Source organism: Paracoccus solventivorans (assembly GCF_900142875.1).
Taxonomy (GTDB): Bacteria; Pseudomonadota; Alphaproteobacteria; order Rhodobacterales; family Rhodobacteraceae; genus Paracoccus; species Paracoccus solventivorans.
The window spans coordinates 33259-58583 of the sequence record NZ_FRCK01000005.1; the positions used below are offsets into that span (position 1 = coordinate 33259).

The window sequence follows — 25325 nt, forward strand, 5'->3', positions numbered from 1 at the left end:
GGGGGCGGCCTTTCCGGTCGGGATGGTTGGCGGTTTACTGCGCCGCGGCCAGTTTCTCGTCCAGCTTGGCCTTGAGCTGCTCCCACGGCAGGTTGGACACTTTCTCGCCCGCGATGATGAAGGTGGGCGTGCCCTCGATCTGGTCGGCGACCGCGTTCTGCTGGAAGGTCGCGACCAGGCTTTGCACCTTGGCCTCGTCCTGCCAGCAGGCGTCCATCTGCTCGGCCGAATAGCCGGCCTTGGCGCCGATCTTGCGCAGGTTGGCGGCAAGCTCCTCGCCGTTCTTGGCCGACAGCCATTCGCGCTGGCTTTCGAACAGCATCCCGGCGACCGGGTAGAACTTGGACTCGTCGCCGCAGCGGGCCAGGATTCCGGCCCACAGCCCCACGTCGTCGAAATACACATCGCGCTGCGCAAAGCGGATCTTGCCGGTGTCGATGTATTCCGCCTTGAGCTTGGGGAACACCTCGGTGCTGAAATCGGCGCAATGCGAACAGGTGAAGCTGGCGTATTCGATGAAATCGACCGGCGCGTCCGCGGCCCCCAGCCACAGGTCGGGCAGGATCTGCGGGGCGGCGGCCTCGGCGGTGGCGGCCGGGGCAGGTTCCGGGGCGGCGGTCTGCGCCGTGGCGGGCAGGTGGAACGCGGTGGCAAGCGCCGCAAGGGCTGCGGCCGGGGCGAGGCGGCGGATCAGGGTCATGTCTGGCCTTTCGTTGGGTTTTTCGGGAATGCCGCCCGTCAGCGCCGGGCCGCCCGCGCCGCACGGGCAAGGGCCAGCCGTCGCATCGAGTCGGCAAGTTTCGGGTCGTCGAACCGCGCCGCCACCGCCTCGGCCGCGGCCGCAGCCTCGGGCGGCAGGGGGGCGGCACAGGGGGTAGGGGGGCGGTGCAGGAACTCGGCCTGCCCCTCGGCGAACCCCTGCGCGGCGGTCTGGGTGATGGTGACGCGGGCGATGGCGTTGAAGCCGTAGACCGCGTTCACCCGCTCGCGGATGCGCGGCAGCTCCATCTGCACCAGGGGCGCGTGGGCGCCGTCGGTCAGGATGGTCAGGGTGGCGCCCAGCCCCTGGGTGCGGCTGTGGCTGACCTTGACCGGGCGGGTGTGGGCGGCGGTCTGCGCGCCGACGATTTCCGGCCAGTCGGTCAGCAGCCGCGCCACCGCAAAGCCGCGCGATTCGGCGCTGCGGCGCAGCTGCGGCGCGATCAGCGTCGCTGCCGGCTCGAAGCCGCGCATCCGGCGGCGCGGCGGCGCATCCTCGGCCGCCGCGGGCTTGCGCCTGCGGGTCTTGGGCGGCGAGGGGGGCGTGGGCGTGTCGGTCATCGGCCTTGCAGTTCGTGATCGGCTTACTCTGGACCGGACGCGCCGGGGATGCCAGACCGGCGCGATGAACAACCGGGCAAACTTGCGTGAAACCTCGGCCGTCGGGCCGGACCCCGTGGCGGTGGTCCCGCGCCTGCTGGGCTGGTACGACCGCCACGCCCGCGTGCTGCCCTGGCGGGCGCCGCCGGGGACCGCACCGATGGACCCCTATCGCGTCTGGCTGTCCGAAGTGATGCTGCAACAGACCACCGTCGCCGCGGTGCGGGCATATTTCGAGCGGTTCACCACGCTGTGGCCCACGGTGCAGGCGCTAGCCACGGCCGAGGAGACGCAGGTGATGGGGGAATGGGCGGGGCTGGGCTACTATGCCCGCGCCCGCAACCTGCTGGCCTGCGCGCGGCAGGTGGCGGCGATGGGCGGGTTTCCCGACACGAGGCAGGCGCTGGCGCAGCTGCCGGGGATCGGCCCCTATACCTCGGCCGCGATCGCCGCCATCGCCTTTGACCGCGCAGAAACCGTGGTCGACGGCAATGTGGAGCGGGTGGTGGCGCGGCTGTTCGCGGTGGACACCCCGATGCCCGCGGCCAAGCCGCAGCTGGTGGCGCTGGCCGCGACCCTGACCCCCGACCGCCGCCCCGGCGATTTCGCGCAAGCGATGATGGACCTTGGCGCCACCATCTGCACCCCGCGCAACCCCGCCTGCGCGCTGTGCCCGCTGAACGACCTGTGTCGCGCCCGCACGCTCGGCCTTGCCGCCGAACTGCCGCGCAAATCCCCGAAACCGCCGAGGCCGCAGCGCCGCGGCACCGCCTGGCTGGCGCTGGACGCGAGCCACGTGCTGGTGGAACGCCGTCCCGCCAAAGGGCTGCTGGGCGGCACGCTGGCCTTCCCCTCGACCGGCTGGGACGGATCAGAGCACCCCGCCCCCGCCGCCGGCCCGTGGCAGGAGCTGGGCGAGGTCCGCCACATCTTCACCCATTTCGAGCTGCATCTGACCGTGCTTGCCGGCCCGCCGCAGGGGGTCAGCCGCGGGCTGCTGCTGCCGCGGCGGGATTTCGATCCCGCCACGCTGCCGGGGCTGATGCGCAAGGTCTGGGCGCTGGCGCCCTGAAAATCAGACCCCCAGGCACCAGCGCATCACCGCCTTTTGCGCGTGCAGGCGGTTCTCGGCCTCGTCCCAGACCACCGAATGCGGGCCGTCCATCACCTCGGAGGTCACCTCGTCCTCGCGATGCGCGGGCAGGCAGTGCATGAACAGCGCATCCGGCTTGGCCCGCGCCATCAGCGCCGCGTTGACCTGATAGGCACGCAGCTGGTTGTGGCGGCGTTCCTTGGCCGATTGCGGGTCGTGCATCGACACCCAGGTGTCGGTGACCACCAGATCGGCGCCCTCGACCGCGCGGGCCGGGTCACGCTCGATCAGCGCCTGCACCCCCTGCGCGCGGGCGAACTCCAGCCACTCGGCCTCGGGGTCCAGCGGCTTCGGGCCGGTAAAGGTGAAGTCGAAGCCGAACTGCCCCGCCGCCTGGATCAGGCTGGCGCAGACATTGTTGCCGTCGCCCGACCACACCACCTTGCGCCCGCCGATGGGGCCGCGGTGCTCTTCGTACGTCAGCACGTCGGCCATGATCTGGCAGGGATGGGTGCGGTTGGTCAGCCCGTTGATCACCGGCACGCTGGCGTATTCCGCCATCTCCTGCAGGGTCGCTTCCTCGAAGGTGCGGATCATGATCATGTCGACATAGCGCGACAGCACGCGGGCGGTGTCGGCGATGGTCTCGCCATGGCCCAGCTGCATCTCCTGGCCCGACAGCACCATGGTCTGCCCGCCCATCTGCCGCACGCCCAGATCGAAGCTGACCCGGGTCCGGGTCGAGGGCTTTTCGAAGATCAGCGCCACCATGCGGTTCGCCAGCGGCTGTTCTGCGTCCGGGGTGCCGCGCGGGCAGCCGTTGCGCGCCTCTTTCATCGCGCGCGCATTGTCGATGATCGCGCGCAGCTCGTCACGCGGCGTGGTGTGAATGTCTAGAAAACTCGGCATCTTTCAACGTCCTGTCTGTTCCGGTATCTGGCGGCGCCGGATGCCGTCGTCGGCGCCTGGCGCGCGCGGGCGCCGGAACGGAACGGAACTTCGGGGCGGTCGGCAGAGGCTTGCACATGATCGCGGCACTTCACCGCCAGCGCCGGGCGGGGTCAAGCCCCCCACCGCCGCAATTTCACGGGTTTCTTCATCACGAAAATATCCCGCGGGGGAGCCCGAAGGGCGGGGGGCGCGCAGCCCCCTTGTCCCGCCCCCTATCCCGCCCGCGTCGGCCGGTCGAAGACCTTGCGCCCCATCAGGCTGCCGACCAGGTCGACCATCATCCGCGCCGTGCGCCCGCGCTCGTCCAGGAACGGGTTCAGCTCGACCAGATCCAGCGAACACATCAGCCCGCTTTCGTGGATCAGCTCGCAGACCAGATGCGCCTCGCGGAAGGTCGCGCCGCCGGGGACGGTGGTCCCCACCGCCGGCGCCACCGAAGGGTCGAGGAAATCCACGTCGAGGCTGACATGCAGCATCCCCCCCGCCGCCTGCACCCGGTCCAGGAACTCGCGCATCGGGGCGGCGAAGCCCCGTTCGTCCAGCACCCGCATGTCGTTGACGATGATGTCCGAGCGTTCCAGCGCCGCATGTTCCGCCGGATCGACGCTGCGGATGCCGAACAGGCAGATATTCGCCTCGGCCACCGGGGCGGGAAAGGGCGGAAACGGCTCGAACCCCGGCCGCCCGGCCAGATAGGCCAGGGGCGTGCCGTGCAGATTGCCGCTTTCGGTCGAGCTGAGGCTGTGGATGTCGGAATGCGCGTCCAGCCACAGCACGAAAAGCGGCCGCCCCACGGCCGCCGCATGGGCCGCAACCCCGTGGATGCTGCCGAGCGACAGCGAGTGATCGCCGCCCAGAAAGATCGGCAGCCCCTCCGCCATCGCGCGCGCGCTGGCATCGGCCAGCGCCCGGGTCCAGGCCAGCGTCTCGGGCAGGGAATGCACGGTCGGGTTCGGGCAGCTTTCCCGACCCAGAGCCCCCGGCACCACGTCGCCCCGGTCCTCGACCGTATGGCCAAGCGCCGCCAGAACCTCGGCGATCCGCGCCACGCGATAGGCCGCCGGTCCCATCAGACAGCCGGGCCGCTGCTGGCCGCTGTCCACCGGCGCGCCGATCAGGATGCAATGGGTCATCTGTTCCCCCGCTCAGGACCTGCCGCATCATGCGATGCAAGGCGCCGGGGTTCCACCCCGCTGCAACGGGAAAGGGCCGCCAGTCGGCGGCCCTTTGGAATATTGCGCAGGGTGACGAATCAGAACCGGGTGGTGACGCCGAGGGTGAACACGCGCCCGTCCTCGCGATAGTCGACGTCGGATTCGGGCTGATCGTCGAACAGGTTGTCGATGCCGAAGTTCAGCGTCGCGCTGTCGGTCAGGTCATAGGCGGCCGCAACATTGACCAGGAAATAGGCCTTGCTGTTCTGGCCTGCGGGCACGGATGCCTGCTCGCCCTCGCCGACCACAAGCCCGTCCGCGACCACATAGCCGGCCTGCTTGCCGACATAGGTCACGTCGCCCGACAGCTTCAGCCGGTCGTTGGTCTGCCAGTCGAGCCCGGTGGTGACGTTCCATTTCGGCGTCGTCGCCATCGGATAGGCAGTGTCAAAGTCGCCATACTTGAACTCGGACTTGGCGATATAGGTGCCCGAGGTCACCCAGGTCAGGTCGTCGCTCAGCTGATGGTCCAGCCCGAACTCGACGCCGGCGGTCTTGCCATAGTCGAAGTTGTCGCGCACGAAGATCGGGTTGTCGTTTCCGGCCACCTCGTCCGTGCGGCGGGCGCTGATCATGTTCTCGACATCGTTGTAGAAGGCAGTGACCTCCCAGCTGGTGCGCTCGCCCTGGTAGTTCAGCCCGATCTCGAAGTTGTCCGAGGTTTCCGGCTGAAGATCGGGGTTGCCGATGATCGTGCAGGGGCCGCGATAGGGTTTGCAGCCGTTGCCGCGAGAGCCCATCTGGTAATTCGGGTTCAGGTTGCGCAGGTCCGGCGCCACGAAGGCCTGCGAATAGCCGGCCTTGAGCATCAGCCCGTTGCCGAAGTCGTAGTTGGCATAGATCCGCGGCGTGACATGGGTGCCGAAGCGCTCGTGATGGTCCACGCGCAGGCCGCTGGTCAGGCTCAGCGCCTCGGTCGCCTGATAGCGGCCTTCGGCGTAGATTGCGGCGGTATCGACCGAACCCTCGATCAACGCGTTGGCGGTGGTCTGGGGGTCGCTCAGCTTTTCATGCGCCACCAGCCCGCCAAGCGTATAGTCCAGCGTCCGGCCGCCGATGCTGGTCTGCGAGGTATAGCGGCTTTCCAGCGTCAGCGTGTCGTATTCGATCGGGTCGTTCCACCCCGAGGTGGTGGTGTTCCAGCTCTGGTTCTCGGAGGTCTCGTAGCGAAGATAGCTGCTGACCGAGCCGGTGCCGAGCGTCCAGTCGTGGTTCAGCGCGATGCTGTTCTTGGTGACCTCGTTGGAATCGGGGCCGCCGAGATCATCGAGATAGTTGTCGACCGAGGTCTGCGCCTCGAGCCCCCATTCCTGCCCGTCCAGCGGCGTCCAGCTGAGCCTTGCACCCAGCGCCTTGGTGCGGATGCCGTTGGTCGAGAAAAGCGGCGCGGGCGGGGTGGCGGTCGAATAGGCGTAGGGTTCGTCCGGCGCCTCGGTTTCCGCGATCTTGCCCCAGGCCGACATGCTGAGGTTCTCACCCAGCGGCCCTGACACATAGGCCGAGATCGAGCGGTTGTCGGCGGTGGTGCTTTCGTCGGCAAAGCCGAACTCGGTGGTCAGCGAGCCCGACCAGACCTCGGTGTTCTTCTTGGTGATGATGTTGATGACGCCGCCCATCGCGTCCGAGCCGTACAGCGTCGACATCGGACCGCGCACGACCTCGATCCGCTCGATCGCGTCCAGCGGCACGTTCTGGAGATCGCCCTGATAGTGGCGGGCAAAGGTGTTGCGGCTGCTGATCCGCTTGCCGTCGACCAGCGTCAGCGTCCGGCTGGACGACAGCCCGCGGAACGAGACCTGCGAGTTGCCGTCGTTGCTGCGGGTCAGGTTCAGCCCGGGCACCCGGCGCAGCACGTCGTTGAGGCTGCGCCCGCCGCTGGCGAGGATCTCGCTCTGGTCGATGACGGTGATGGAGGCGGGCGCGTCCTGCACCGAGGTGGCGATGGACGACGCCGAGGTGACGTAGATCGGATCCAGCACGATCTGGTCGGGCGTTTCCTGCGCCAGCACCAGCGCCGGCGAGGACAGGGCGGTCAGCGACAGCAGCGCCACGCGCAGGCGGCTGCGGCTGCCGGATGGCAGGGACGGAAGGACGGGAGGGGACGGCATCAGGACCTCGAAACTGAAAGCGGAAGGTTGCCTGGGCCGAGAGCGCGGAGGGAAACGCCGTTACCTGGGTGTCGGGCCCGGTTCCCCCAACCGGTCCCCGGGGTCAAGCGTGCCCGGGGACCCGGTGGCGAGGCTGTGGCCGGAATGTGACAGGCGGCGAGTTTTTGGGATGGCGCGCAAAGGGTCGCAGTGGGGGCGGGTCTGGGCTTTGCCCGGGGGCCGCTGGCAGGGCCTCCTCGCTGAAAACCGTCCTCCCAAACCATCCGAGGGAGAAACAGCCCTCATGGCCGGTTTTCCGATCCACCCCTTGTCCGGGCGCTCGGAAGCCCCGGGATATTCGCGGCAAGATGAACATCCCGCCGCGGGCGGGCGCGGGGTCAGTCCCGGGTGCCCTTGAACCGCTCCTGCCATTCCGCGCGGCTGTCGTCGCTGATCTTGGCGAACAGCACCTCGGGGACATCAAAACCGTGGCCGGGGGACAGGGCCGCCAGCGCGGCGGCCACGTCGTCGGGCCAGCTGCGGTCGTCGCTGCGCATCGCCTGCAGCATGGAATCGGCGGCAAACGGGATGAACGGGGCCGAGAGCACCGCGTAGAGCCGGATCAGGTTCAGCCCCAGCCGCACCTGCATCGCCGCGCGCTCGGGGTCGGTCTTGAAGCTGGCCCAGGGCGCGGCGGATTGCAGGTATTCGTTGCCCAGCACCCAGATCGCGCGCAGCTCATTGGCGGATTTGCGGACCTCCATCGCCTCCATGAAGCCCTCATAGGCGCGGATGCGGGTGGTCAGCGCCGCGACCAGCGCCGCTTCCTCGGGGCCGTAGTCGCCGCCCGCGGGGACGGTCTCGCCGAACTTGCTGCGGCAGAACTTGGTGATTCGGCTGACGAAATTGCCCAGCACGTCGGCGAGGTCCTTGTTCACCGAGGTCTGGAAATTCTCCCAGGTGAACTCGGCGTCCGACCCCTCGGGGGCGTGGCTGAGCAGCCACCAGCGCCAGTAATCCGCCGGCAGCACCTCGAGCGCCTGATCCTGGAACACCCCGCGCCCCTGCGAGGTCGAGAACTGCCCGCCGTCATAGGTCAGGTAGTTGAAGGACTTGATGTAGTCGACCAGCTTCCACGGCTCGCCCGAGCCGATGATCGTGGCCGGGAAGGACAGGGTGTGAAAGGGCACGTTGTCCTTGCCCATGAACTGGGTGTAGCGCACGTCGCCCGCGCCCTCGTCCAGTCGCCACCAGCGGCGCCATGCCTCGGGCTCGCCGCGGGCCTCGGCCCATTCGGCGGTGGCGGCGATATATTCGATGGGGGCGTCGAACCAGACGTAGAAGACCTTGCCCTCCATCCCCGGCCAGGGCTGGTCGCCCTTTTTCACCGGGATCCCCCAGTCGAGGTCGCGGGTGATGCCGCGGTCCTGCAGCCCGTCGCCATCGTTCAGCCATTTTCGGGCGATCGAGGTGGTCAGCACCGGCCAGTCGGTCTTGCTGTCGATCCATTCCGACAGTTTCCCGCGCATCGCGGACTGGCGCAGGAACAGATGCTTGGTTTCGCGCACCTCGAGGTCGGTCGAGCCGGAAATGGCGCTGCGCGGGTTGATCAGGTCGGTCGGGTCCAGCTGCTTGGTGCAGTTCTCGCACTGGTCGCCGCGGGCCTTGTCATAGCCGCAGTTGGGGCAGGTGCCCTCGATATAGCGGTCGGGCAGGAAGCGGCCGTCGGTCAGCGAATAGACCTGGCGCTCGCTGACTTCGGCGATCAGCCCGTTCTCGGCCAGCCTGCCGGCGAAATGCTGGGTCAGCCGGTGGTTCTGCGGGCTGGAGGAGCGCCCGAAGTGGTCGAAGCTGAGCCCGAAGCGGCGCGCGATGTCGGCCTGGGTGTCGTGCATCCGCGCGCAGAAATCCGCGACCTTCTGCCCGGCCTTGGCGGCGGCCAGCTCGGCCGGGGTGCCGTGCTCGTCGGTGGCGCAGACGAACATGACCTCGTTGCCGCGGCCGCGCTGAAAGCGGGCGAACAGATCCGCGGGCAGCTGGCTGCCGACGAGGTTCCCCAGGTGCTTGATGCCGTTGATATACGGCAGGGCCGAGGTGATGAGATGGCGCGTGCGCGTCTTGGGCATGGTGTCGTCCTTTGGATGACCGGCTCTTACCCCCATGCGCCGCGCAGGGGAAGGGCGGTGGGCACCGCTTGCCGCCTGCATCCCGCAACCGCCGCCCGGCGGCCCCGCGCTCAGCGGTCCATGGCGCACGCCCCCGCAACGGTCAGAAGGCCCGGAACTCCACCCATCATCCCCTCCATCCTCAGCCTGCGAAAAGAACGCCCCCGATCCGGCTCGCAATGAAGCCAGGCGGGACGAAGGCGCCCTGGTCCGGAGCGGTCATCGGTGTTCCCGCCGGTGCCGCCCGTTCCTGATCGCAGGCAAAGATGAAGATTCGGTGAATCTGCCTCAGGCCGGGAAAAAATATCCTCGAGGCAAACGGCCCCCGGCTCCGGCCGCGCTGAAATCGCGAGGTCTGCCCCGGCCGAGGTTACCGCCGGCGGTCGCGCCTCGCGCTCATCGGCTGGAAGGCGACGCCGACATGGGCCTCGCAATAGGGTTTGCCGGGCTGGCTGGGCAGGCCGCAGAACCAGAACTTGTCGGTCGCGGGGTCGCCGATCGGCCATTTGCAGGTGCGCTCGGTCAGCTCCATCAGCGACAGTTTCAGCGAGGTCTTTTCGACCTCGCGCACCGAGGCCAGCGCCTCGGGGGAAATTTCGTTGGCCGAGGGCTGCGGCGGCAGCGGCTGGCCGGCGGGCACGATCGGGCGGCGCGGGGTGAACACCGGCTGCGGCGCGGGGGCGGGCTCGGGGGTCTCGGCCGCGGGGCGCGCCTCGGCGGCGGGGGCCTCGGGGCGCGGCTCTGCGCGCGACTCGGCGGATTTTTCCGCGGCGGGCTCGGCGCGGGCCGGGGCTTCGGCGCGCGGCGCGGCGGCGCGGGGGGCGGGCTGCGGTGCGGGCGCAGGGTCGGCGGCAGGCGCGGCAGCGGCTGCGGGGGCCGCGGCTGCGGGCTTGGCGGGCTCTTCGCCCTCGGTGCGGTTCGACAGGCCCAGGCGGTGGACCTTGCCGATGACCGCGTTGCGGGTGACGCCGCCCAGTTCCTTGGCGATCTGGCTGGCCGACTGGCCTTCGGCCCACAGGCGTTTCAGCGTCTCGACGCGGTCGTCGGTCCAGGACATGGCGGTCTCTCCACGGGCAGATGGTGTCCCAAGGGGGCTTGGGGGCGGATGGTCTGAGTTACGCGCCCCCGCCCCGGGAATCAAGGTCCGGGCGGGAAATCGGCGGTTGCAGCTGCGGTCCGGGCGCCCCTCTCGTCCCCGGCGCGCGGGCCGGCTATGCTGGCCCGATCTGTGCTAAGGACCCAGCGATGCCCCCTACCGATGCGCCCCCCATTTCCTCGCCCGACCATGCCGCCCCCGATTATGGCCAGATGCCGCTGCGCCGCTTTGGCCGCATCAACTGGCTGGGCACGGCGACGCTGGCCGAACGCGAGATCCGGCGCTTCATGTCGGTGTGGCAGCAGACGGTGCTGGCGCCGCTGATCACTGCGGGGCTGTTCGTGGTGGTGTTCGTCGTGGCGCTGGGGAGCGGGCGGGGTGAGGTGATGGGCCTGCCCTTCGTCGAGTTCATCGGCCCCGGCATCCTGATGATGACGGTGATCCAGACCGGCTTCGCCAACAGCTCGTCCTCGCTGATCTCGGCCAAGATGCAGGGCAACATCATCGACACGCTGATGCCGCCGCTGTCGGCGGCCGAGATCCTGGCGGGCTATCTGACCGGCAGCCTGGTGCGGTCGCTGATGGTGGCGGCGGTGATCTCGGCCGGGCTGGCGCTGGTGGTGGGGCACGGCCCGGCGCATCCGCTGCTGGCCCTGCTCTATATCGTGCTGGGGGCGCTGCTGCTGGGAGGACTGGGCATCCTGGGCGGGATCATCGCGCAAAAATTCGACCACATGGCGACGCTGACCAATTTCGTGGTGACGCCGCTGTCGTTCCTGTCGGGCACCTTCTATTCCGTGCAGGCCCTGCCCGAGCCGTTCCGCACCCTGTCGCACTGGAACCCGATCTTCTACCTGATCGACGGGGCGCGCTATGGTTTCGCCGGGGTGGGCGACGCGCCGGTGCTGCGCGGGCTGGCGGTCAGCGTGGTCTCGGTCGCGGCGGTGAACGGCTTGTGCTGGTGGTGGCTGCGCACCGGTTATCGGATGAAGCCCTGAGCGGGCGGCAGGGGGCGTTGAACCGGAAGGGCGGGCTTGGTAACGCTGCGCCCATGACGACGATTCGCCCCTGTCTCCGACGCTGACGCGTTTCCCCGGACGCCGCGCGCAAGCTGCGCGCCTGGGCCTTCGCCGCCCGATCCTATTTCGCTTTCCGACCAGAGGGACAGACCCATGATCGACGCCGTGCTGCCGACCTACAACCGCGCGCCCATCGCCTTTGAGCGTGGCGAGGGCGCCTGGGCCATCGCCACGGACGGCACGCGATACCTGGACCTGGGCGCCGGCATCGCGGTGAATGCGCTGGGGCACGCCAACCCCGAGCTGGTGGCGGCGCTGACCGCGCAGGCGGGGCGGATCTGGCATGTCTCGAACCTCTACCAGATCCCCGAGCAGCAGCGGCTGGCCGAGATGCTGGTGGACAGGACCTTTGCCGACACGGTGTTCGTGACCAATTCCGGCACCGAGGCCGCCGAGCTGGCGATCAAGATGGTGCGCAAATACTGGCACAGCAAGGGCCAGCCCGAGCGGATCGAGATCCTGACCTTCGAGGGCGCGTTCCACGGCCGCTCCACCGGCGCCATCGCCGCGGCGGGGTCGGAAAAGATGACCGCGGGCTACGGACCGCTGATGCCGGGGTTCCGGGTGCTGCCCTGGGGCGACATGGCGGCGCTGGAGGCCGCGATGTCCGACAGCACCGCCGCGGTGATGCTGGAGCCGGTGCAGGGCGAGGGCGGCATCCGGGTGCTGCCCGACGCCGACTTGCGCCGCATCCGCGAGCTGTGCGACGCCACCGGCGCGCTGCTGGTGCTGGACGAGGTGCAAAGCGGCATGGGCCGCACGGGCCGGCTGTTCGCCCATGAATGGGCCGGGATCACCCCCGACATCATGATGATCGCCAAGGGCATCGGCGGCGGCTTTCCGCTGGGCGCGGTGCTGGCGACCGAAGCCGCGGCCGCGGGGATGGTCGCGGGCAGCCACGGCTCGACCTATGGCGGCAACCCGCTGGCCTGCGCGGTGGGTGCGCGGGTGATGGAAATCGTTGCGGATGATGCGTTCCTGGCCGAGGTTGCCCGCAAGGCGGCGCTGCTGCGCCAGCGGCTCGAGGGGCTGGTCGCCGCCCATCCCGAGGTCTTTGACGAGGTGCGCGGGATGGGGCTGCTGCTGGGGCTGCATTGCAAGGTGGCGCCGTCTGAGCTGGTCGCGGCGGCTTATGCCGAGCAGCTGTTGACCGTGCCGGCGGCCGACAACGTGGTGCGGCTGCTGCCGCCGCTGAACATCAGCGACGAGGAGATCGCCGAGGCGGTGGCGCGGCTGGACCGCGCTGCGGCGCGGCTGGAGTAGGCGGCGGTTTCAGGGCGGAGGGAGCTGCGCCCCCGAGTCTTTTGCAGAGGGGGCTCTGCCCCCGTCGCGCAAGCGCGGCCACTGCCGTGGCCTTCTTCGCTGAAAACGCGCCACTGGCGCGTTTTCCGGGCGCTCGGAAGCCCCGGGATATTTGGGACCGCCCGAAACCGGGGTCAGAGTTCGTCGGCCCAGGGCGGGTCGGCGCCGGGGCGCGAGACGGTGATCGCCGCCGCTTTCGTGGCAAGGGCGAGGGCGGCGGTGACTGCGGCGCTGTCGGGAGCGTCGAGGGCGTTGCTGTGGAGGAGGCTGGCGAGGAAGCCCGCGTTGAAGCTGTCGCCGGCGCCGATGCTGTCGGCCACCGTGGCCGGGACGGCGGCAGCGTAAAGGCGGTGCTGCCGGGTCAGAGCCAGCGCGCCCTGGGCGCCGCAGGTCAGCACCACGATGCCGGGGCCGCGGGCGAGGATCCGGCGGGCGGTCTCTTCCGGCGCCATGCCGGGGGCAAGCCAGACGGCATCCTCGGCCGAGAGCTTCACCAGATGCGACAGGGCGAACAGGCGGTCGAGCCGGGCGCGGTATTTCGGTTCGTCATGAATGGCTTGCGGGCGGATATTCGGATCGAGCATCAACGGGACGCCCCGGCGGGCGGCGCTGGTGGCGAACCGCTCGACGGTGCTGCCGCAGGGCTCGGCGGCCAGGCTGATGCCGCCGATCAGCAGCGCGCGGCAGTCCGGCGGCAGCGGCGGCAGTTGCGCGGGGGCGAACATCCGGCCGGCGGAGTTTTCGTAGTCGAAACGATAGCTTGCATCGCTGGAGTTCAGGTCAATTCTCGCCAGTGCGGTGGGGCGGTCGCTGCGAGGGCAAAGCGAGGTCTCGACCCCGGCCGCGGCCAGCGGCCCCAGCAGCAGCGCCCCATAAGCATCGCGCGAGATCGGCCAGGCAAAGCTGGTCGCCACCCCCAGCCGCCCCAGCGCCAGCGCGGTGTTCCAGGCGCCGCCGCCGGGTAGCGGGCGGATGCTGCCATCGGGCCGGGGAACCAGATCGACCAGCGCCTCGCCCATGCACAGCACGGTCATGTGACGGTCCATGGCGGTGCGGGCGCGGCTGCGGTGATCGCGGGCGCGGGAGTGACGGCGGGCGCCGCGCCGAGGTCGAAGCTGCCGCCGCCCTCGCTCAGCAGCATCAGCATCGCCCCGGCCAGCAGCGCCGCCAGCACCGCCAGCGCGATTTTCCACACCGACCAGGGGCGGTCGCCCTGCACCCGCCCCGACTGCCCGTTGACCACGAAGCGATAGCTGCGGCCGTTGTATTTATAGGCGGCGAGCCAGATCGGCAGCAGGACATGTTTGAAGGTCTCGGCCTCGTGCCTTGTCTCGGCCGAGGTGATCCGCTGTTCGTCGCCGCCGATGTCGCGGCGGATGTCCACGGCGATCACCGCGGCCATTTCCTGCCGGGCGATCTGGTGGCCCTCGGCCAGGGGGACGGTATAGCCCTCGGCCGAAAACCCCGACAGGTAGCGCGGGTCGTAGGGGGTCAGGTGCGAAAGTTCCCACGGCGCCAGCGCATCGGTGAAGCGGCGCGGCAGCGAGGCCGAGGCCAGCACCAGCACATCGTCGAAGGCGCGCGCCACCTGCCCCGAGCGCGGGGTCCAGCGGGTGCGCCGGACCTGCTGCGCCACCTGCCGCGGGCGGCCGTCGACCACCTGCGTGACATAGATGGTGTCGTAATAATAATCGCCGCGCTGGCCGTGATAGCGCGTGTGGGTGTCGGCGTCGAAGGTCCAGAACGGCGAATACACCCCCTGCATCCGCCGCCCGCGGCGGGCGTATTGCACCAGCCCGTTGGGGGCGAACCACAGCCCGCGCAGCCAGTCCTCGAGCGCGGCGCGGGCCTGCGCCTCGGTCAGCACGAAGGGCAGCACCGCCTGCGGCTTGATCAGCCGGGTGGCGCCGGTGTCGGTGACCACCGGGGTAGCGCAGAACGGGCAGGTGCTGGCGTGGCGTGTGCTGTCCTGTTCGATCTTTGCGCCGCAGTTGGGGCAGGAGAGCGTGCGCACCGTTTCCGCAAGGTCGCTGGTTTCGTCCAGCCGCAGCCCGCGCGCCAGCGGGATCTCGTCCAGCCCCGGCGCCTTGTGGCCGGCGTCCCACTGGATCGCCCGCCCGGTCGCGCCTGTGCCGAGCAGCGCGTCCTGCCCCTCGGGGCCGCCGGCGTGCTGGCGGGCCGGGGCCTGGGCGGCGCCGGGCGAGATCTTCTGCACATGGCCGCAATAGGGGCAGACCAGCGCATCCTGTCCCGGCGCAAAGGCAAGGGCGGCGCCGCAGTTGTCGCAGGGGTAGCGGTGTTCGATCGGGGCGGTGGGCATGTGGGGCAGATGTCCGGTGGGGCCGTCGGACCGGGGGCCAGCCCCCGGACCCCCGGGATATTTCGGGTAGGATGAAAGCGCCCGGGGGCGCGCGGCTCAGGCTTGCGGCAGCGGCGGCGGCAGGCCGGCGAAAAGCGGGGCGAGGGCGGGAAGCTCGCCGGCGCGCTGCCAGCCGTCCTGGCCCTGGGTCCAGGCCAGCGTGTCGGCGGTCAGCCGGCCCTGGTCGCGCAGCCGTTCGAGCTCGGCGCGGGTGAAGGGGCCGGCGGCGGCGCCGTCGAGCGCGAGATGCCAAGGCGGATCCTCGGGCGCCGCGGGGTGGAGGGGCGGCGGCGAGGACGGGCCGGCCGGCGGGGTATCGTGCTGCGGGGCCCCATTCTGCGGGGCGGTGCCCCAGGGGCCGCGCATGGCGCCGGCCATGCCGATGGCGGCACCCATCCCGGCGCCGAGCCCGGCGCCCATGGCGTTGTCGCCGGTCGACGCGTTCAGCATCGATTCCGCCTGAGCATATTGTCCGAAGCGGTTGAGATCGCCGACGATTCCCATAGAGGTTCGCTTGTCGAGCATCTTTTCGACCTCATCGGGAAGGCTGATGTTCTCGATATAGAACTCGGGGATGGTCAGCCCGTATTGGGCAATGGTGGGCGCGATGGCGGTGGCGACGATGCGGCCGAGATCGGCGGTGTTGACGGCCATGTCCAGCACCGGGATCCCGGCGCTGGCGATCATGCGCGAGAATTCTTGCACGATGACGTTGCGCAGCTGGAAGCTGATCTCGTCGGCGGTGAACTCGCCATCGGTGCCGACGATCTCGGTCATGAAGACGCCGGGGTCGGTGACGCGCATCGAATAGGTGCCGAAGGCGCGCAGCCGCACCGGGCCGAACTCGGGGTCGCGGGTGATGACCGGGTTGCGGGTGCCCCATTTCAGGTCGTTGAAGCGGGTGGTGCTGACGAAATACACCTCGGACTTGAAGGGCGAGCGGAAGCCGTGGTCCCAGTGCTGCAGCCGGGTCAGCACCGGCAGGTTGTTGGTTTCCAGCATGTAGAGCCCGGGGGTGAACACGTCGGCGAGCTGGCCTTCGTGGACGAACACCGCCGCCTGGCCCTCGCGCACGGTCAGCTTGGCGCCGTATTTGATGGCGCGGCCGCGGGTTTCGTAGCGCCAGACCATCGTGTCGCGGGTGTCGTCCACCCATTCGATGACGTCGATGAACTCGCCGGTCAGGAAATCGAGGACCATGGCTTCCTCCTATGCAGGCGGTCTATGCAGGCGGCGGCGCGGTGCGGGCCCGGGGGACCATTGCCGGGCGGCGCCGGGGGTTTGTCAAGGTGCCAGCTCGGCGGCGATGCGGGCGACGATGGGGCGGGCCTCGGCCTCGGTCATGCCGGGGCGCAGGCGCTTGTCGTAGAGGATCTTCAGCAAGAGCTCGTCATGCGGGGTGAGGAAGGCGAATTCCTCGTCGTCGTTGAAGATCGAGGGGCGCACGTCGGGGCTGTCGTTGGCGAGGCCGAGGCCCTGGGCCAGTTCCTCGTGGATGCAGCTGAGCCGCAGCCGGTCGGGCAGTTCGGCGCGGATCACCGCGACGGCGTTGGAATAGGGCTGGCCGGCGCCGGGGGAATAGGCGAAGACGGTGCAGTAATTCTGCGGCGCAAGCTCTTGGATTGCCATGATATCTGCGGCGGGGATGCCGGGGATGAGCTGCGCGAGCCGCGGGCCGATGGCGCGGCGTTCGTCCTCGGCCAGCAGCAGCACCACGAAATTGCCGGACTCGGCGGTCATGGCGATGGGGTGGCCGGTGACCCGCGACAGCCGCTGCACATAGTCGGCGATGTCGTTGCGGTCGCGGATGCGGGTGGCGGGGGGGACGGAATCGCCGAACTCGGTCACCACACGGACCGGGCGCTCCCAGCGGCGCAGCGGCGCCGGGCGGGATTCCGGCACCAGCCGGCCGTTGCGGCGGACATATTCGTCGTGGAGCGCGATCTGGATGAAATCCTCGGTCAGCTGCGCGGCGCTGGCCGGGGGGATGCCGTCGGCGCCGGGGCGCAGCAGCCCGCGGGCGAGCAGCGCGTCCTGCACGTTGCCCATGTATTGCGCCATGGTGAGGCTGGCGGGGCCCGGGGCGTGGCCGGCGGCCTCGCGCGCCGCCTGTGCGCGGTCGCGGCGCATCTGGGCAAGGTCGTCGGGCCGCGGCTCGGGGGCGGGGACCGCCGAGGGGCGCGGCGCCGGCAGCGGCGCCGGGGCCGGATCGGGGGCGCAGGCGGCCAGCGCCAGCGCCCCGGCCAGTGCCGCCAAGGCTGCCGGCCGCCATCCCCGTGGGGGGGCGGCGCAGGCGATGTCCATGCTGTCGGTCACGATGGTCGGGTCCCGTGTGATGGGCGTTCGGGGGTGGGCGGCTGGCCGACTGGAAGGGCGCGCGCGGGGATCAGCCCCGCGGAGTCACCCTTGCCTCGCCCATGTCGGCAGCGGTGCCGGGCGGCAGCGTGGCGCGGGCGCGCGAGGCGGCGAGCGTCTGGCGCAGGTCGCTTTCCATCTTCTGCAGGTCCAGCTCGGCGGCGGCGCGGCGGGCCTTGCCCTCGTCGGCGATGCGCAGGCTGTCCTCGATGGTGGCGATCAGCTCGGCGTTGGCGGTGCGCACCGATTCGATGTCGAAGACGCCGCGTTCCATTTCGGTGCGGATGCGGGCGTTGGCCTCGCGCAGGTTCCTGGCGTTCGCGGTCAGCAGGTCGTTGGTCAAGTCGCTGGCCTGCTTGACCGCCTGCGCCGCCTGTGCGCCGCGCTGGATGGTCACCGCCTGCGCCAGCTGGGTTTCCCACAGCGGCACCGTGTTCACCAGCGTCGAGCTGATCTTGGTGACCAGCGACTTGTCGTTTTCCTGCACCAGCCGGATCGAGGGCAGCGACTGCATGGTCACCTGCCGGGTCAGCTTGAGGTCGTGGACCCGGCGCTCCAGATCGTCGCGCATGGCGCGCAGGTCGCGCAGCTGCTGGGCCTCGATCACGTCGCCGTCGGTGGTCGAGGCCTGCACCTCGGCCTCTTTCGCGGGGATGGTCTTGGTGTCCAGCTCGTGCAGCTTTTCCTCGCCCGCGGCGATGTAGAGCGCGAGTTCGTCGTAGAAATCCAGCGTGCGTTCATAGAGCACGTCCAGCGACTTGATGTCCTTGAGCAGCGTGTGCTGGTGGCTTTCCAGGTCGCTGGTGATCTTGTCGATCTGGCCCTGCACCTGTTCGTAATTGGCGACGAACTTGGCGAAGGGGGCCGAGCGGCCCAGCAGCTTTTCCCACCAGCTGCGTTCGCGGCGCACGTCGAGTTCGCTGATCGAGAAGCCGCGGATCGTGGTCACGATATCGCGCAGGGAATCGCCGGCCGGGCCGACGTCCTTGTTCTTGACGTCGGCCAGCATCGCCTGGCTGATTTCCTGCAACCCCGCCTGCGCGCGCGAGCCGAAATGCACCACCGAGCCGGTGTCGCGCAGGTCGATTTCGTCCATGCGGCGGCGGATTTCCTCGGCCACCGGGGCGGGGGCCTGTTCCAGCGGCACCACCTCGGCCGCCGGTTCGGGCAGCACGACGGAGGTGACCGCCTGAAGCTCGGGCAGGGTGGCCTCGGCGCGGGTCTGGGTTTCGATGCTCATCGGGCGGTTTCCCTTGTTCGGCGGTCGGGGTCGGCGGGATCGGAAGGCCGGGTCCGCGGTTCAGCCGCGAATCCCCGCCGGGGCGGGCAGTTTCAGGTTGGGAGGATGGCGGTGTCTGTGCAAGTGGCGGCAGATGCGATTTTAATGGCGGACGGTCAACCGGATTAGGGGCAGAAAAGTTCCGAAAAAGCAACGCAGAGCCCCGAACCGCCGCCGGATGTGGCAAAACCGCGCGCCCTTGGTTCTCGCCTGCGTTGCGCGCGCGGGGGGGCGCGTGTATTCAGCCCGCAAGAATGTGTCGGGGAAGGATCGCGAATGCGCAGGGTTGTCGTTACCGGACTGGGAATGGTCACACCGCTGGCCTGCGGGGTCGAGGAGACCTGGGCGCGGCTGCTGGACGGGCAATCCGGGGCCGGACCGATCACCCGGTTCGATGCATCCGACGTGGTGACGAAATACGCCTGCGAGATCCCGTTCGGGGACGGCAGCGGCGGGACGTTCAATCCGGACGACTGGATGGAGCCCAAGGACCGCCGCAAGGTCGACGACTTCATCCTGTACGGGATGGCCGCCGCCGCGCAGGCGGTCGAGGATTCCGGCTGGGTGCCGCAGGCCGACGAGCAGCGCGAGCGCACCGGGGTGATGATCGGCTCGGGCATCGGCGGGCTGACCACCATTGCCGACGCGGCGGTGCTGCTGAAGGAAAAGGGGCCCAAGCGGGTGTCGCCGTTTTTCATCCCCGGCGCGCTGATCAACCTGGCCAGCGGGCAGGTCTCGATCCGCTACGGGTTCAAGGGGCCGAACCATGCGGTGGTGACGGCGTGCTCCACCGGCGCCCATGCCATCGGCGACGCGGCGCGGCTGATCGCGGTGGGCGACGCCGACGTGATGGTCGCGGGCGGCACGGAATCGCCGATTTCCGAACTGGGCATTGCCGGATTCAACGCCTGCAAGGCCCTGTCCACCAAGCGCGACAACGACCCCAAGGCCGCCAGCCGCCCCTGGGACAAGGACCGCGACGGCTTCGTCATGGGCGAGGGCGCCGGGGTGATGGTGCTTGAGGAATACGAGCACGCCCGCGCCCGCGGTGCCAAGATCTATGCCGAGATCCTGGGCTATGGGCTGTCGGGCGACGCCTATCACATCACCGCCCCCAGCGAGGATGGCGACGGCGGTTTCCGCTCGATGGCGGCGGCGCTGAAGCGGGCGGGGCTGGAACCCTCGGCCATCGACTACATCAACGCGCATGGCACCTCGACCATGGCCGACGTGATCGAGCTGGGCGCGGTCGAGCGGCTGCTGGGCGATCACGCCGGCAACGTCACCATGTCGTCCACCAAATCCTCGATCGGGCATCTGCTGGGCGCGGCGGGGGCGGTCGAGGCGATCTTCTGCACGCTGGCGGTGCGCGACCAGATCGCGCCGCCGACCCTGAACCTGGACGACCCGCAGCGCGAGACCGCCATCGACCTGGCCGCCAACGCCGCGGTGCGCCGCAAGATCGAGGTGGCGCTGTCCAACAGCTTCGGCTTTGGCGGCACCAATGCCACGCTGGTGATCGGCAAGGTCCGCGACTGATGTGGCGGGCCATCGCCTCGAACGCGCTGACGCTGCTGATCGTCATCCTGGTGGCGGTCGCGGTGGCGGTGGCCTGGGGCCGCAACCAGTATCAGGCGCCCGGCCCCAGCGAGGTGGCGCAATGCGTCGAGATCCCGCAGGGCGCGCGGCTGAACGAGGTGAGCAAGCAGCTTGAGGCGCAGGGGGTGATCACCTCGCCCTATATCATGCGCACCGGCGCCGATTACGCCGGCAAGGCCGGGCAGCTGAAGTTCGGCAGCTATCTAGTGCCGCCGCACGCCAGCATGGAAGATGTGGTCGATGTGATCACCGCCGGCGGGCCGTCCACCTGCGGCACCGAGGTGATCTTTCGCGTCGGCGTGCGGGCCAACACCGTGGTGCTGCGCGACCTGAACCCGGAAAACGGCCGCTACGAGGACCGGATCCGCCACGATCCCGCCACGGGCGAGCTGCCCGAGGCGCTGGAACAGGCGGTCGACAAGCCCGGCGCGCGGCTGCGCGTCGCGGTGGCCGAGGGCACCACCGCCTGGCAGGTGGTCGAGGGGCTGAAACAGGCGCCCTTCCTTGAGGGCACCACCGGCCCGATGCCGCCCGAGGGCACGCTGGCGCCCGATACCTACGAGGTCGGCCGCGGCGCCAACCGCCGCGAATTGCTGGACCGGATGCGGGCGGCGCAGGACTCGATCCTCGCCGCCGCCTGGGAGGCTCGGCCCTTCGGGCTGCCGTATCAGACGCGGGAAGAGGCGCTGACCATGGCCTCGATCGTCGAGAAGGAAACCGGCGTCCCCGAGGAGCGCACCACCGTCGCGGCGGTGTTCGTGAACCGGCTGCGCGAGGGGATGCGGCTGCAGACCGACCCGACGGTGATCTATGGGGTGACCAACGGCCGCGAGGTCCTGGACCGCGGGCTGCGGCGCTCGGAACTGGACCGGCGCACGCCCTATAACACCTATCTGATCGCCGGGCTGCCCCCCACCCCCATCGCCAACCCGGGACGGGCGGCGATCGAGGCGGCGCTGAACCCGGCCGACAGCGATTACCTGTATTTCGTGGCCGACGGCTCGGGCGGGCACGCCTTTGCCCGCACGTTGGAAGAACACAACGCCAATGTCGCCCGCTGGCGCGAGATCGAGCGGGCGCGGGGCGAGGCGGAGGCTCCGGTCCAGACGGACTGAGAGTTGCGCGGCCGGAGCGGGGGCCAGCCCCCGCGCCCCCGGGATATTTGGGACCGCCCGAATCTCTCAGGCGCTGGTCTTTCGGGATCAGGGGCGAGTCTTGGGAGGCGGGTTCCGGGGGTGTTGCGTGCGGGGCGGTGGCGTGTTGCGTCGTGTAATTTGCTGATCTTATGTAATTAAATTGTGCGGATCGCGGGTTCGCCTGCTGTTGCGGATTGACTTTGCGAACGGTCTCGGATACACATTCCGACATGCTGGGAGAGATGGGCAAGCGGCCGGGTCGGTGACCCTCGGCCGCTTTTTCGTTTCTCGCTCGTGCGGACAGGCACCGAGGGCAGGGCATCACATAAATGGACATGAGTTTCGAGCCGGGGGGCGCACCGGAGGGGCCGTTCGTTTCCGCAAGGGACGGCGGCGCCGCGGGGCTGGAGCCGGGGCAGGCGATCGACGTGGCGGGCGAGATGTTTCGCGAGCTGGCCGAGGAGCTGCACCGGCTGAGGGTCGGGCTGCGGGCCGGGCTGAAGGAGGGCGCGGCGGCAGAGCCCGGCGAGCTGTCCGGCGAGGTCAGGGAAGCGGCGAAGCTGGTGCGCGACCTGCGGGCCGCGACGCAGCTGGTGCTGGAGGAAAGGAACCGAGTTGACAAGCTTCGCAAGGAAATCGGCGGTCAGGCCGGAGCGGGCGGCCTTGACCTTGACGCCGCACGAGACGAGATCGGGCGCCGCCTGGCTTGCCTGCGCCGGGCAGGCTGAGGTCGACGAGTTCATCGGCGGGCTGTCGGACAATGCGCTTGCCAGCCTGCCGTGGCTGTTCGAGTTCTGGGCGCTGCCGCATCAGCTGCCGCCCGAGGGCGACTGGAAGTCCTGGGTGATCATGGGCGGGCGCGGAGCGGGCAAGACCCGCGCCGGGGCCGAGTGGGTGCGCGCGCAGGTCGAGGGCGCGAGCCCGGATGCGCCGGGGCGGGCGCGGCGGGTGGCGCTGGTGGCCGAGACCTTCGACCAGGGGCGCGACGTGATGGTGATGGGCGACAGCGGCATCCTTGCCTGTTCGCCGCCCGACCGGCGCCCGGTGTGGGAGGCGGGGCGGCGGCGGCTGCTCTGGCCGAACGGCGCGACCGCGACGGTCTATTCGGCGCATGAGCCGGAGGCGCTGCGGGGGCCGCAGTTCGACGCGGCTTGGGTCGACGAGCTGGCCAAGTGGAAGAAGGCGGAGGAAAGCTGGGACATGCTGCAATTCGCGCTACGGCTGGGCGAGCATCCGCAGCAGGTGGTGACGACGACCCCGCGCAACGTGGGCGTGCTGAAGGCGATCCTGCGCAACCCGTCCACGGTGGTGACGCACGCGCCGACCGATGCGAACCGGGCCTATCTGGCGGAAAGTTTCCTGGCCGAGGTGCAGGCGCGCTATGCCGGCACGCGGCTGGGCCGGCAGGAGCTGGAGGGCGTTCTGCTGGAGGATGTCGAGGGCGCGCTGTGGACCACCGCGATGCTGGAGGGGTGCCGGGTGGATGCCGCGCCCGCGCTCGACCGGGTGGTGGTGGCGGTGGACCCGTCGGTCACCGGCGGTCCGGGCAGCGATGAATGCGGGATCGTGGTGGCGGGGGTGGTCTGCGAGGGGCCGCCGCAGGAGTGGCGGGCCTATGTGCTGGAGGATGCCAGCGTCCGCGGCGGGCCGGTGGACTGGGCGCGGGCGGCGATCGCCGCGATGGCGCGGCACGGGGCCGAGCGGCTGGTGGCCGAGGTCAACCAGGGCGGCGATCTGGTGGAGAGCGTGATCCGGCAGCTGGACCCTCTGGTCCCGTTCCGGGCGCTGCGGGCCGGGCGCGGCAAGGGCCTGCGGGCCGAGCCGGTGGCGGCGCTGTACGAGCAGGGCCGGGTCCGGCATCTGCGTGGGCTGGGCGCTTTGGAGGACCAGCTGTGCCGGATGACGGTGCGCGGGTTCGAGGGGCGGGGTAGCCCCGACCGGCTGGATGCGCTGGTCTGGGCGATCCACGAGCTGATGATCGAACCGGCGGCGCATTACCGGCGGCCTCAGGTTCGGAGGCTGTAGGCGGCGGCGGCGGCTGGGGTGGTGCGGTCGCGGGGGTATTTGGGCCAGAAAGAAGCGGGAAGCGGTGGGGTCGTCCTTGGGGGGTGGCCCTTTTTCATGGACAGGAGGCACGCATGGCGATGCGGTGGTTCGGGCGGCGTGGGCCGCGGGATGTCGGGAACGCGCCGCCGCGGGCGGTGGGTGAGGTCGAGGCGATGCCGGTGCCGGTGGCGGCGGTGCCGCCCGAGGTCAAGGCAAGCGCGGCCGGGCGGGTCGCGGCGGCGGCGCAAGGGGCCGGGCGGGCGCTGTGGGGCGGGCGCGACACCGGCGGGCTGACGAGATCGGGGTTCCTGGGCAACCCGGTGGGGTTCCGGGCGGTCAAGCTGATTGCCGAGGCCGCGGCGGCGGTGCCGCTGGTCTGTCAGGACGCCGAGCGGCGCTACGAGGTGCATCCGGTGCTGGACCTGATGCGGCGGCCGAACCCGGCGCAGGGGCGGGCCGAGCTGTTCGAGGCGCTGTTCGGGCAGATCCTGCTGACCGGCAACGGGTATCTGGAGGCGGTGGACGTGACCGACTCGGGCCTGCCCGCAGAGCTGCATGTGCTGCGCTCCGACCGCGTGAGCGTGGTTCCCGGGGCGGATGGCTGGCCGGTGGCCTATGAATATGCGGTGGGCGGGCGCAAGCATCGCTTCGACATGACCGGCAGCCCCGACCCGATCTGCCATATCCGCAGCTTTCACCCCTCAGACGACCATTACGGGATGTCGCCGATGCAGGCGGCGCAGGTGGCGGTCGAGGTGCACAACTCGGCCAGCAGCTGGTCGCGGGCGCTGCTGGACAATGCGGCACGGCCCAGTGGCGCGATCATCTACAAGGGGGCGGACGGGCAGGGGGTTCTGAGCCCCGAGCAATACGACCGGCTGGTCAGCGAGATGGAGAGCCACCATCAGGGCGCGCGCAATGCCGGGCGGCCGATGCTGCTGGAGGGGGGGCTCGACTGGAAGCCGATGGGATTCTCGCCCTCGGACATGGAGTTCCACCAGACCAAGCTGGCGGCGGCGCGGGAGATCGCCATGGCCTTCGGGGTGCCGCCGATGCTGATCGGGATCCCCGGCGAGGCGACCTATGCCAATTATGCCGAGGCGCATCGGGCGTTCTATCGACTGACGGTGTTGCCGCTGGCGACGCGGGTGGCGGCGGGGATCGGCTGGTGGCTGAGCGAGCATCTGGGGGCCGAGATCGACCTGCGCCCGGACCTGGACCAGATCCCGGCGCTGGCGGAAGAGCGCGACCAGCACTGGCGGCGGGTCGGTGCGGCCGGGTTCCTGACCGAGGCCGAGAAGCGCGCGGCGCTGGGGCTGCCGCCGCTGGCCGCGGCCGATCCTGCGGGGGGCTAGGATGGAAGGGTCGAAGTTCGTCGACCGGCCGGGAATCTGGCATGAGCAGAAGCTCGAGGCGCAAGAGCGGATCATGGCGCTGCAATTCGGGCAGGTGGACCGGCGGCTGGAACGGATCGAGGCGCTGATCGAGGGGCTGGAGCGGCGGCTGTGGATGACGGTCTACGGCGTGGTCGCGGTGATCCTGACCCAGGCGGTGCAGTCGATCCTGCAATTCGCGCCGAAGGGATGAGGGAGAACGGAATGGATGATCCGGGGCTGGAGCTGAAATATGCGGGCGGGCTGCCCTTGCAGGCCGAGACCGGCGCGGAGGGCTGCGTGATCGAGGGTTATGCCAGCCTGTTCGGGGTTGCCGACCAGGGGGGCGACATGATCGCGGCGGGGGCCTATGCGGGCAGCCTGGCGCGGATCGCGGCGCGGGGGGACCGGGTGCGGATGCTGTGGCAGCACGACCCCGCCCACCCGATCGGCGTGTGGGAGGAGATCCGCGAGGACAGCCGCGGGCTGTGGGTGCGCGGGCGGCTGCTGCCCGAGGTGGCGCGGGCGCGCGAGGCGGCGGCGCTGGTCGCGGCGGGCGCCATCGACGGGCTGTCGATCGGCTATCGCACCCTGCGGGCCGAGCGCGACGGCCAGGGGCGGCGGGTACTGACCGAGGTCGATCTGTGGGAGGTGTCGCTGGTCACCTTCCCGATGCTGCGCGAGGCGAAGCTGGGGCAGAAGTCCCGGGCGGATCCGGCTGGGGTGCTGCGGGCGGCGGCGGAGGTTTTGCGCGCGGGGCGGTAGGGGGCTTTGCCCCCGTCCCGTGCCGGGACTCCCCCAGGATATTTTCAGACAGAAGATGTTTTCTGCG

At 70.0% G+C, this 25325-nt stretch carries 22 protein-coding genes; 10 read left to right on the forward strand and 12 right to left on the reverse strand.

The window, feature by feature from the left end; genetic code table 11:
* Positions 1 to 34: 34 nt before the first annotated feature.
* Together BUB57_RS09170 and BUB57_RS09175 are read right to left on the reverse strand one after the other, a co-directional pair.
* On the reverse strand, positions 35 to 700 hold the full coding sequence (locus BUB57_RS09170) for a DsbA family protein (RefSeq protein WP_073065720.1): 666 nt from the start codon (positions 698 to 700) through the stop codon (positions 35 to 37).
* 38 nt (positions 701 to 738) lie between these two features.
* Entirely contained in the window at positions 739 to 1320 is a 582-nt protein-coding gene (locus BUB57_RS09175) for a DUF721 domain-containing protein (RefSeq protein WP_407670341.1), read from the reverse strand.
* Positions 1321 to 1402: 82 nt separating this feature from the next.
* Between BUB57_RS09175 and BUB57_RS09180 the strand changes: the two genes are divergently transcribed.
* A complete protein-coding gene (locus BUB57_RS09180) occupies positions 1403 to 2431 on the forward strand; it encodes an A/G-specific adenine glycosylase (protein WP_073066142.1) in 1029 nt (342 codons plus the stop codon).
* A gap of 3 nt (positions 2432 to 2434) precedes the next feature.
* Here BUB57_RS09180 and argF read toward each other — a convergent pair whose 3' ends face one another.
* From argF to BUB57_RS09205, 5 genes are all read right to left on the reverse strand, one after another.
* On the reverse strand, positions 2435 to 3361 hold the full coding sequence (gene argF, locus BUB57_RS09185) for an ornithine carbamoyltransferase (protein WP_073065724.1): 927 nt from the start codon (positions 3359 to 3361) through the stop codon (positions 2435 to 2437).
* A gap of 254 nt (positions 3362 to 3615) precedes the next feature.
* Positions 3616 to 4536, reverse strand: coding sequence for an arginase (gene rocF, locus BUB57_RS09190; protein WP_073065727.1), 921 nt, complete (start codon positions 4534 to 4536; stop codon positions 3616 to 3618).
* A gap of 119 nt (positions 4537 to 4655) precedes the next feature.
* Positions 4656 to 6725, reverse strand: coding sequence for a TonB-dependent receptor domain-containing protein (locus tag BUB57_RS09195; protein ID WP_084732062.1), 2070 nt, complete (start codon positions 6723 to 6725; stop codon positions 4656 to 4658).
* Between the two features lie 377 nt (positions 6726 to 7102).
* Positions 7103 to 8830, reverse strand: coding sequence for a methionine--tRNA ligase (gene metG / locus BUB57_RS09200; RefSeq protein ID WP_073065730.1), 1728 nt, complete (start codon positions 8828 to 8830; stop codon positions 7103 to 7105).
* Between the two features lie 409 nt (positions 8831 to 9239).
* Positions 9240 to 9926 carry a GcrA family cell cycle regulator gene (locus tag BUB57_RS09205; protein ID WP_073065733.1) on the reverse strand — a complete coding sequence of 229 codons (687 nt, stop codon included), beginning with the start codon at positions 9924 to 9926 and terminating at the stop codon, positions 9240 to 9242.
* Positions 9927 to 10177: 251 nt separating this feature from the next.
* Here BUB57_RS09205 and BUB57_RS09210 point away from each other — a divergent pair, with 251 nt between their 5' ends.
* Positions 10178 to 10963 (forward strand): ABC transporter permease, encoded by a 786-nt coding sequence (locus tag BUB57_RS09210; protein WP_084732076.1) that lies wholly within the window; start codon positions 10178 to 10180, stop codon positions 10961 to 10963.
* A gap of 174 nt (positions 10964 to 11137) precedes the next feature.
* The gene (locus tag BUB57_RS09215) at positions 11138 to 12307 is read left to right on the forward strand and encodes an aspartate aminotransferase family protein (protein WP_073065741.1); all 1170 of its coding nucleotides are present in this window, start codon (positions 11138 to 11140) and stop codon (positions 12305 to 12307) included.
* 173 nt (positions 12308 to 12480) lie between these two features.
* Here the strand turns inward: BUB57_RS09215 and BUB57_RS09220 are convergent, their stop codons facing one another.
* The 5 genes from BUB57_RS09220 to BUB57_RS09240 all read right to left on the reverse strand — a co-directional run bounded on the left by BUB57_RS09220 (position 12481) and on the right by BUB57_RS09240 (position 18300).
* Positions 12481 to 13380 carry a PfkB family carbohydrate kinase gene (locus tag BUB57_RS09220; protein ID WP_084732063.1) on the reverse strand — a complete coding sequence of 300 codons (900 nt, stop codon included), beginning with the start codon at positions 13378 to 13380 and terminating at the stop codon, positions 12481 to 12483.
* Entirely contained in the window at positions 13377 to 14666 is a 1290-nt protein-coding gene (locus BUB57_RS09225; RefSeq protein ID WP_073065748.1) for a TFIIB-type zinc ribbon-containing protein, read from the reverse strand. Before BUB57_RS09225 ends, BUB57_RS09220 begins: the two co-directional genes overlap by 4 nt.
* 96 nt (positions 14667 to 14762) lie before the next feature.
* On the reverse strand, positions 14763 to 15905 hold the full coding sequence (locus tag BUB57_RS09230) for an SPFH domain-containing protein (protein ID WP_073065751.1): 1143 nt from the start codon (positions 15903 to 15905) through the stop codon (positions 14763 to 14765).
* Between the two features lie 84 nt (positions 15906 to 15989).
* Positions 15990 to 17009, reverse strand: a complete 1020-nt coding sequence (locus BUB57_RS09235; RefSeq protein ID WP_073065755.1) for a DUF2927 domain-containing protein — start codon at positions 17007 to 17009, stop codon at positions 15990 to 15992.
* 82 nt (positions 17010 to 17091) lie between these two features.
* Positions 17092 to 18300 carry a toxic anion resistance protein gene (locus BUB57_RS09240; protein WP_073065758.1) on the reverse strand — a complete coding sequence of 403 codons (1209 nt, stop codon included), beginning with the start codon at positions 18298 to 18300 and terminating at the stop codon, positions 17092 to 17094.
* Between the two features lie 315 nt (positions 18301 to 18615).
* Here BUB57_RS09240 and fabF point away from each other — a divergent pair, with 315 nt between their 5' ends.
* The 7 genes from fabF to BUB57_RS09275 all read left to right on the forward strand — a co-directional run bounded on the left by fabF (position 18616) and on the right by BUB57_RS09275 (position 25258).
* Positions 18616 to 19878 (forward strand): beta-ketoacyl-ACP synthase II, encoded by a 1263-nt coding sequence (gene fabF, locus BUB57_RS09245; protein WP_073065762.1) that lies wholly within the window; start codon positions 18616 to 18618, stop codon positions 19876 to 19878.
* The gene (gene mltG, locus BUB57_RS09250; protein ID WP_143159687.1) at positions 19878 to 21053 is read left to right on the forward strand and encodes an endolytic transglycosylase MltG; all 1176 of its coding nucleotides are present in this window, start codon (positions 19878 to 19880) and stop codon (positions 21051 to 21053) included. The genes fabF and mltG overlap by 1 nt, the downstream gene beginning before the upstream one ends.
* A 350-nt stretch (positions 21054 to 21403) precedes the next feature.
* On the forward strand, positions 21404 to 21802 hold the full coding sequence (locus BUB57_RS09255; protein ID WP_143159688.1) for a permease: 399 nt from the start codon (positions 21404 to 21406) through the stop codon (positions 21800 to 21802).
* Positions 21744 to 23099 (forward strand): DNA-packaging protein, encoded by a 1356-nt coding sequence (locus BUB57_RS09260; RefSeq protein WP_143159694.1) that lies wholly within the window; start codon positions 21744 to 21746, stop codon positions 23097 to 23099. Before BUB57_RS09255 ends, BUB57_RS09260 begins: the two co-directional genes overlap by 59 nt.
* Positions 23100 to 23212: 113 nt before the next feature.
* The gene (locus BUB57_RS09265; RefSeq protein ID WP_407670342.1) at positions 23213 to 24475 is read left to right on the forward strand and encodes a phage portal protein; all 1263 of its coding nucleotides are present in this window, start codon (positions 23213 to 23215) and stop codon (positions 24473 to 24475) included.
* 1 nt (position 24476) lies between these two features.
* Positions 24477 to 24707, forward strand: coding sequence for a GTA head formation protein, RCAP_rcc01685 family (locus BUB57_RS09270; RefSeq protein ID WP_073065769.1), 231 nt, complete (start codon positions 24477 to 24479; stop codon positions 24705 to 24707).
* A gap of 11 nt (positions 24708 to 24718) precedes the next feature.
* Positions 24719 to 25258, forward strand: coding sequence for an HK97 family phage prohead protease (locus BUB57_RS09275; protein WP_084732065.1), 540 nt, complete (start codon positions 24719 to 24721; stop codon positions 25256 to 25258).
* Positions 25259 to 25325: the final 67 nt, after the last annotated feature.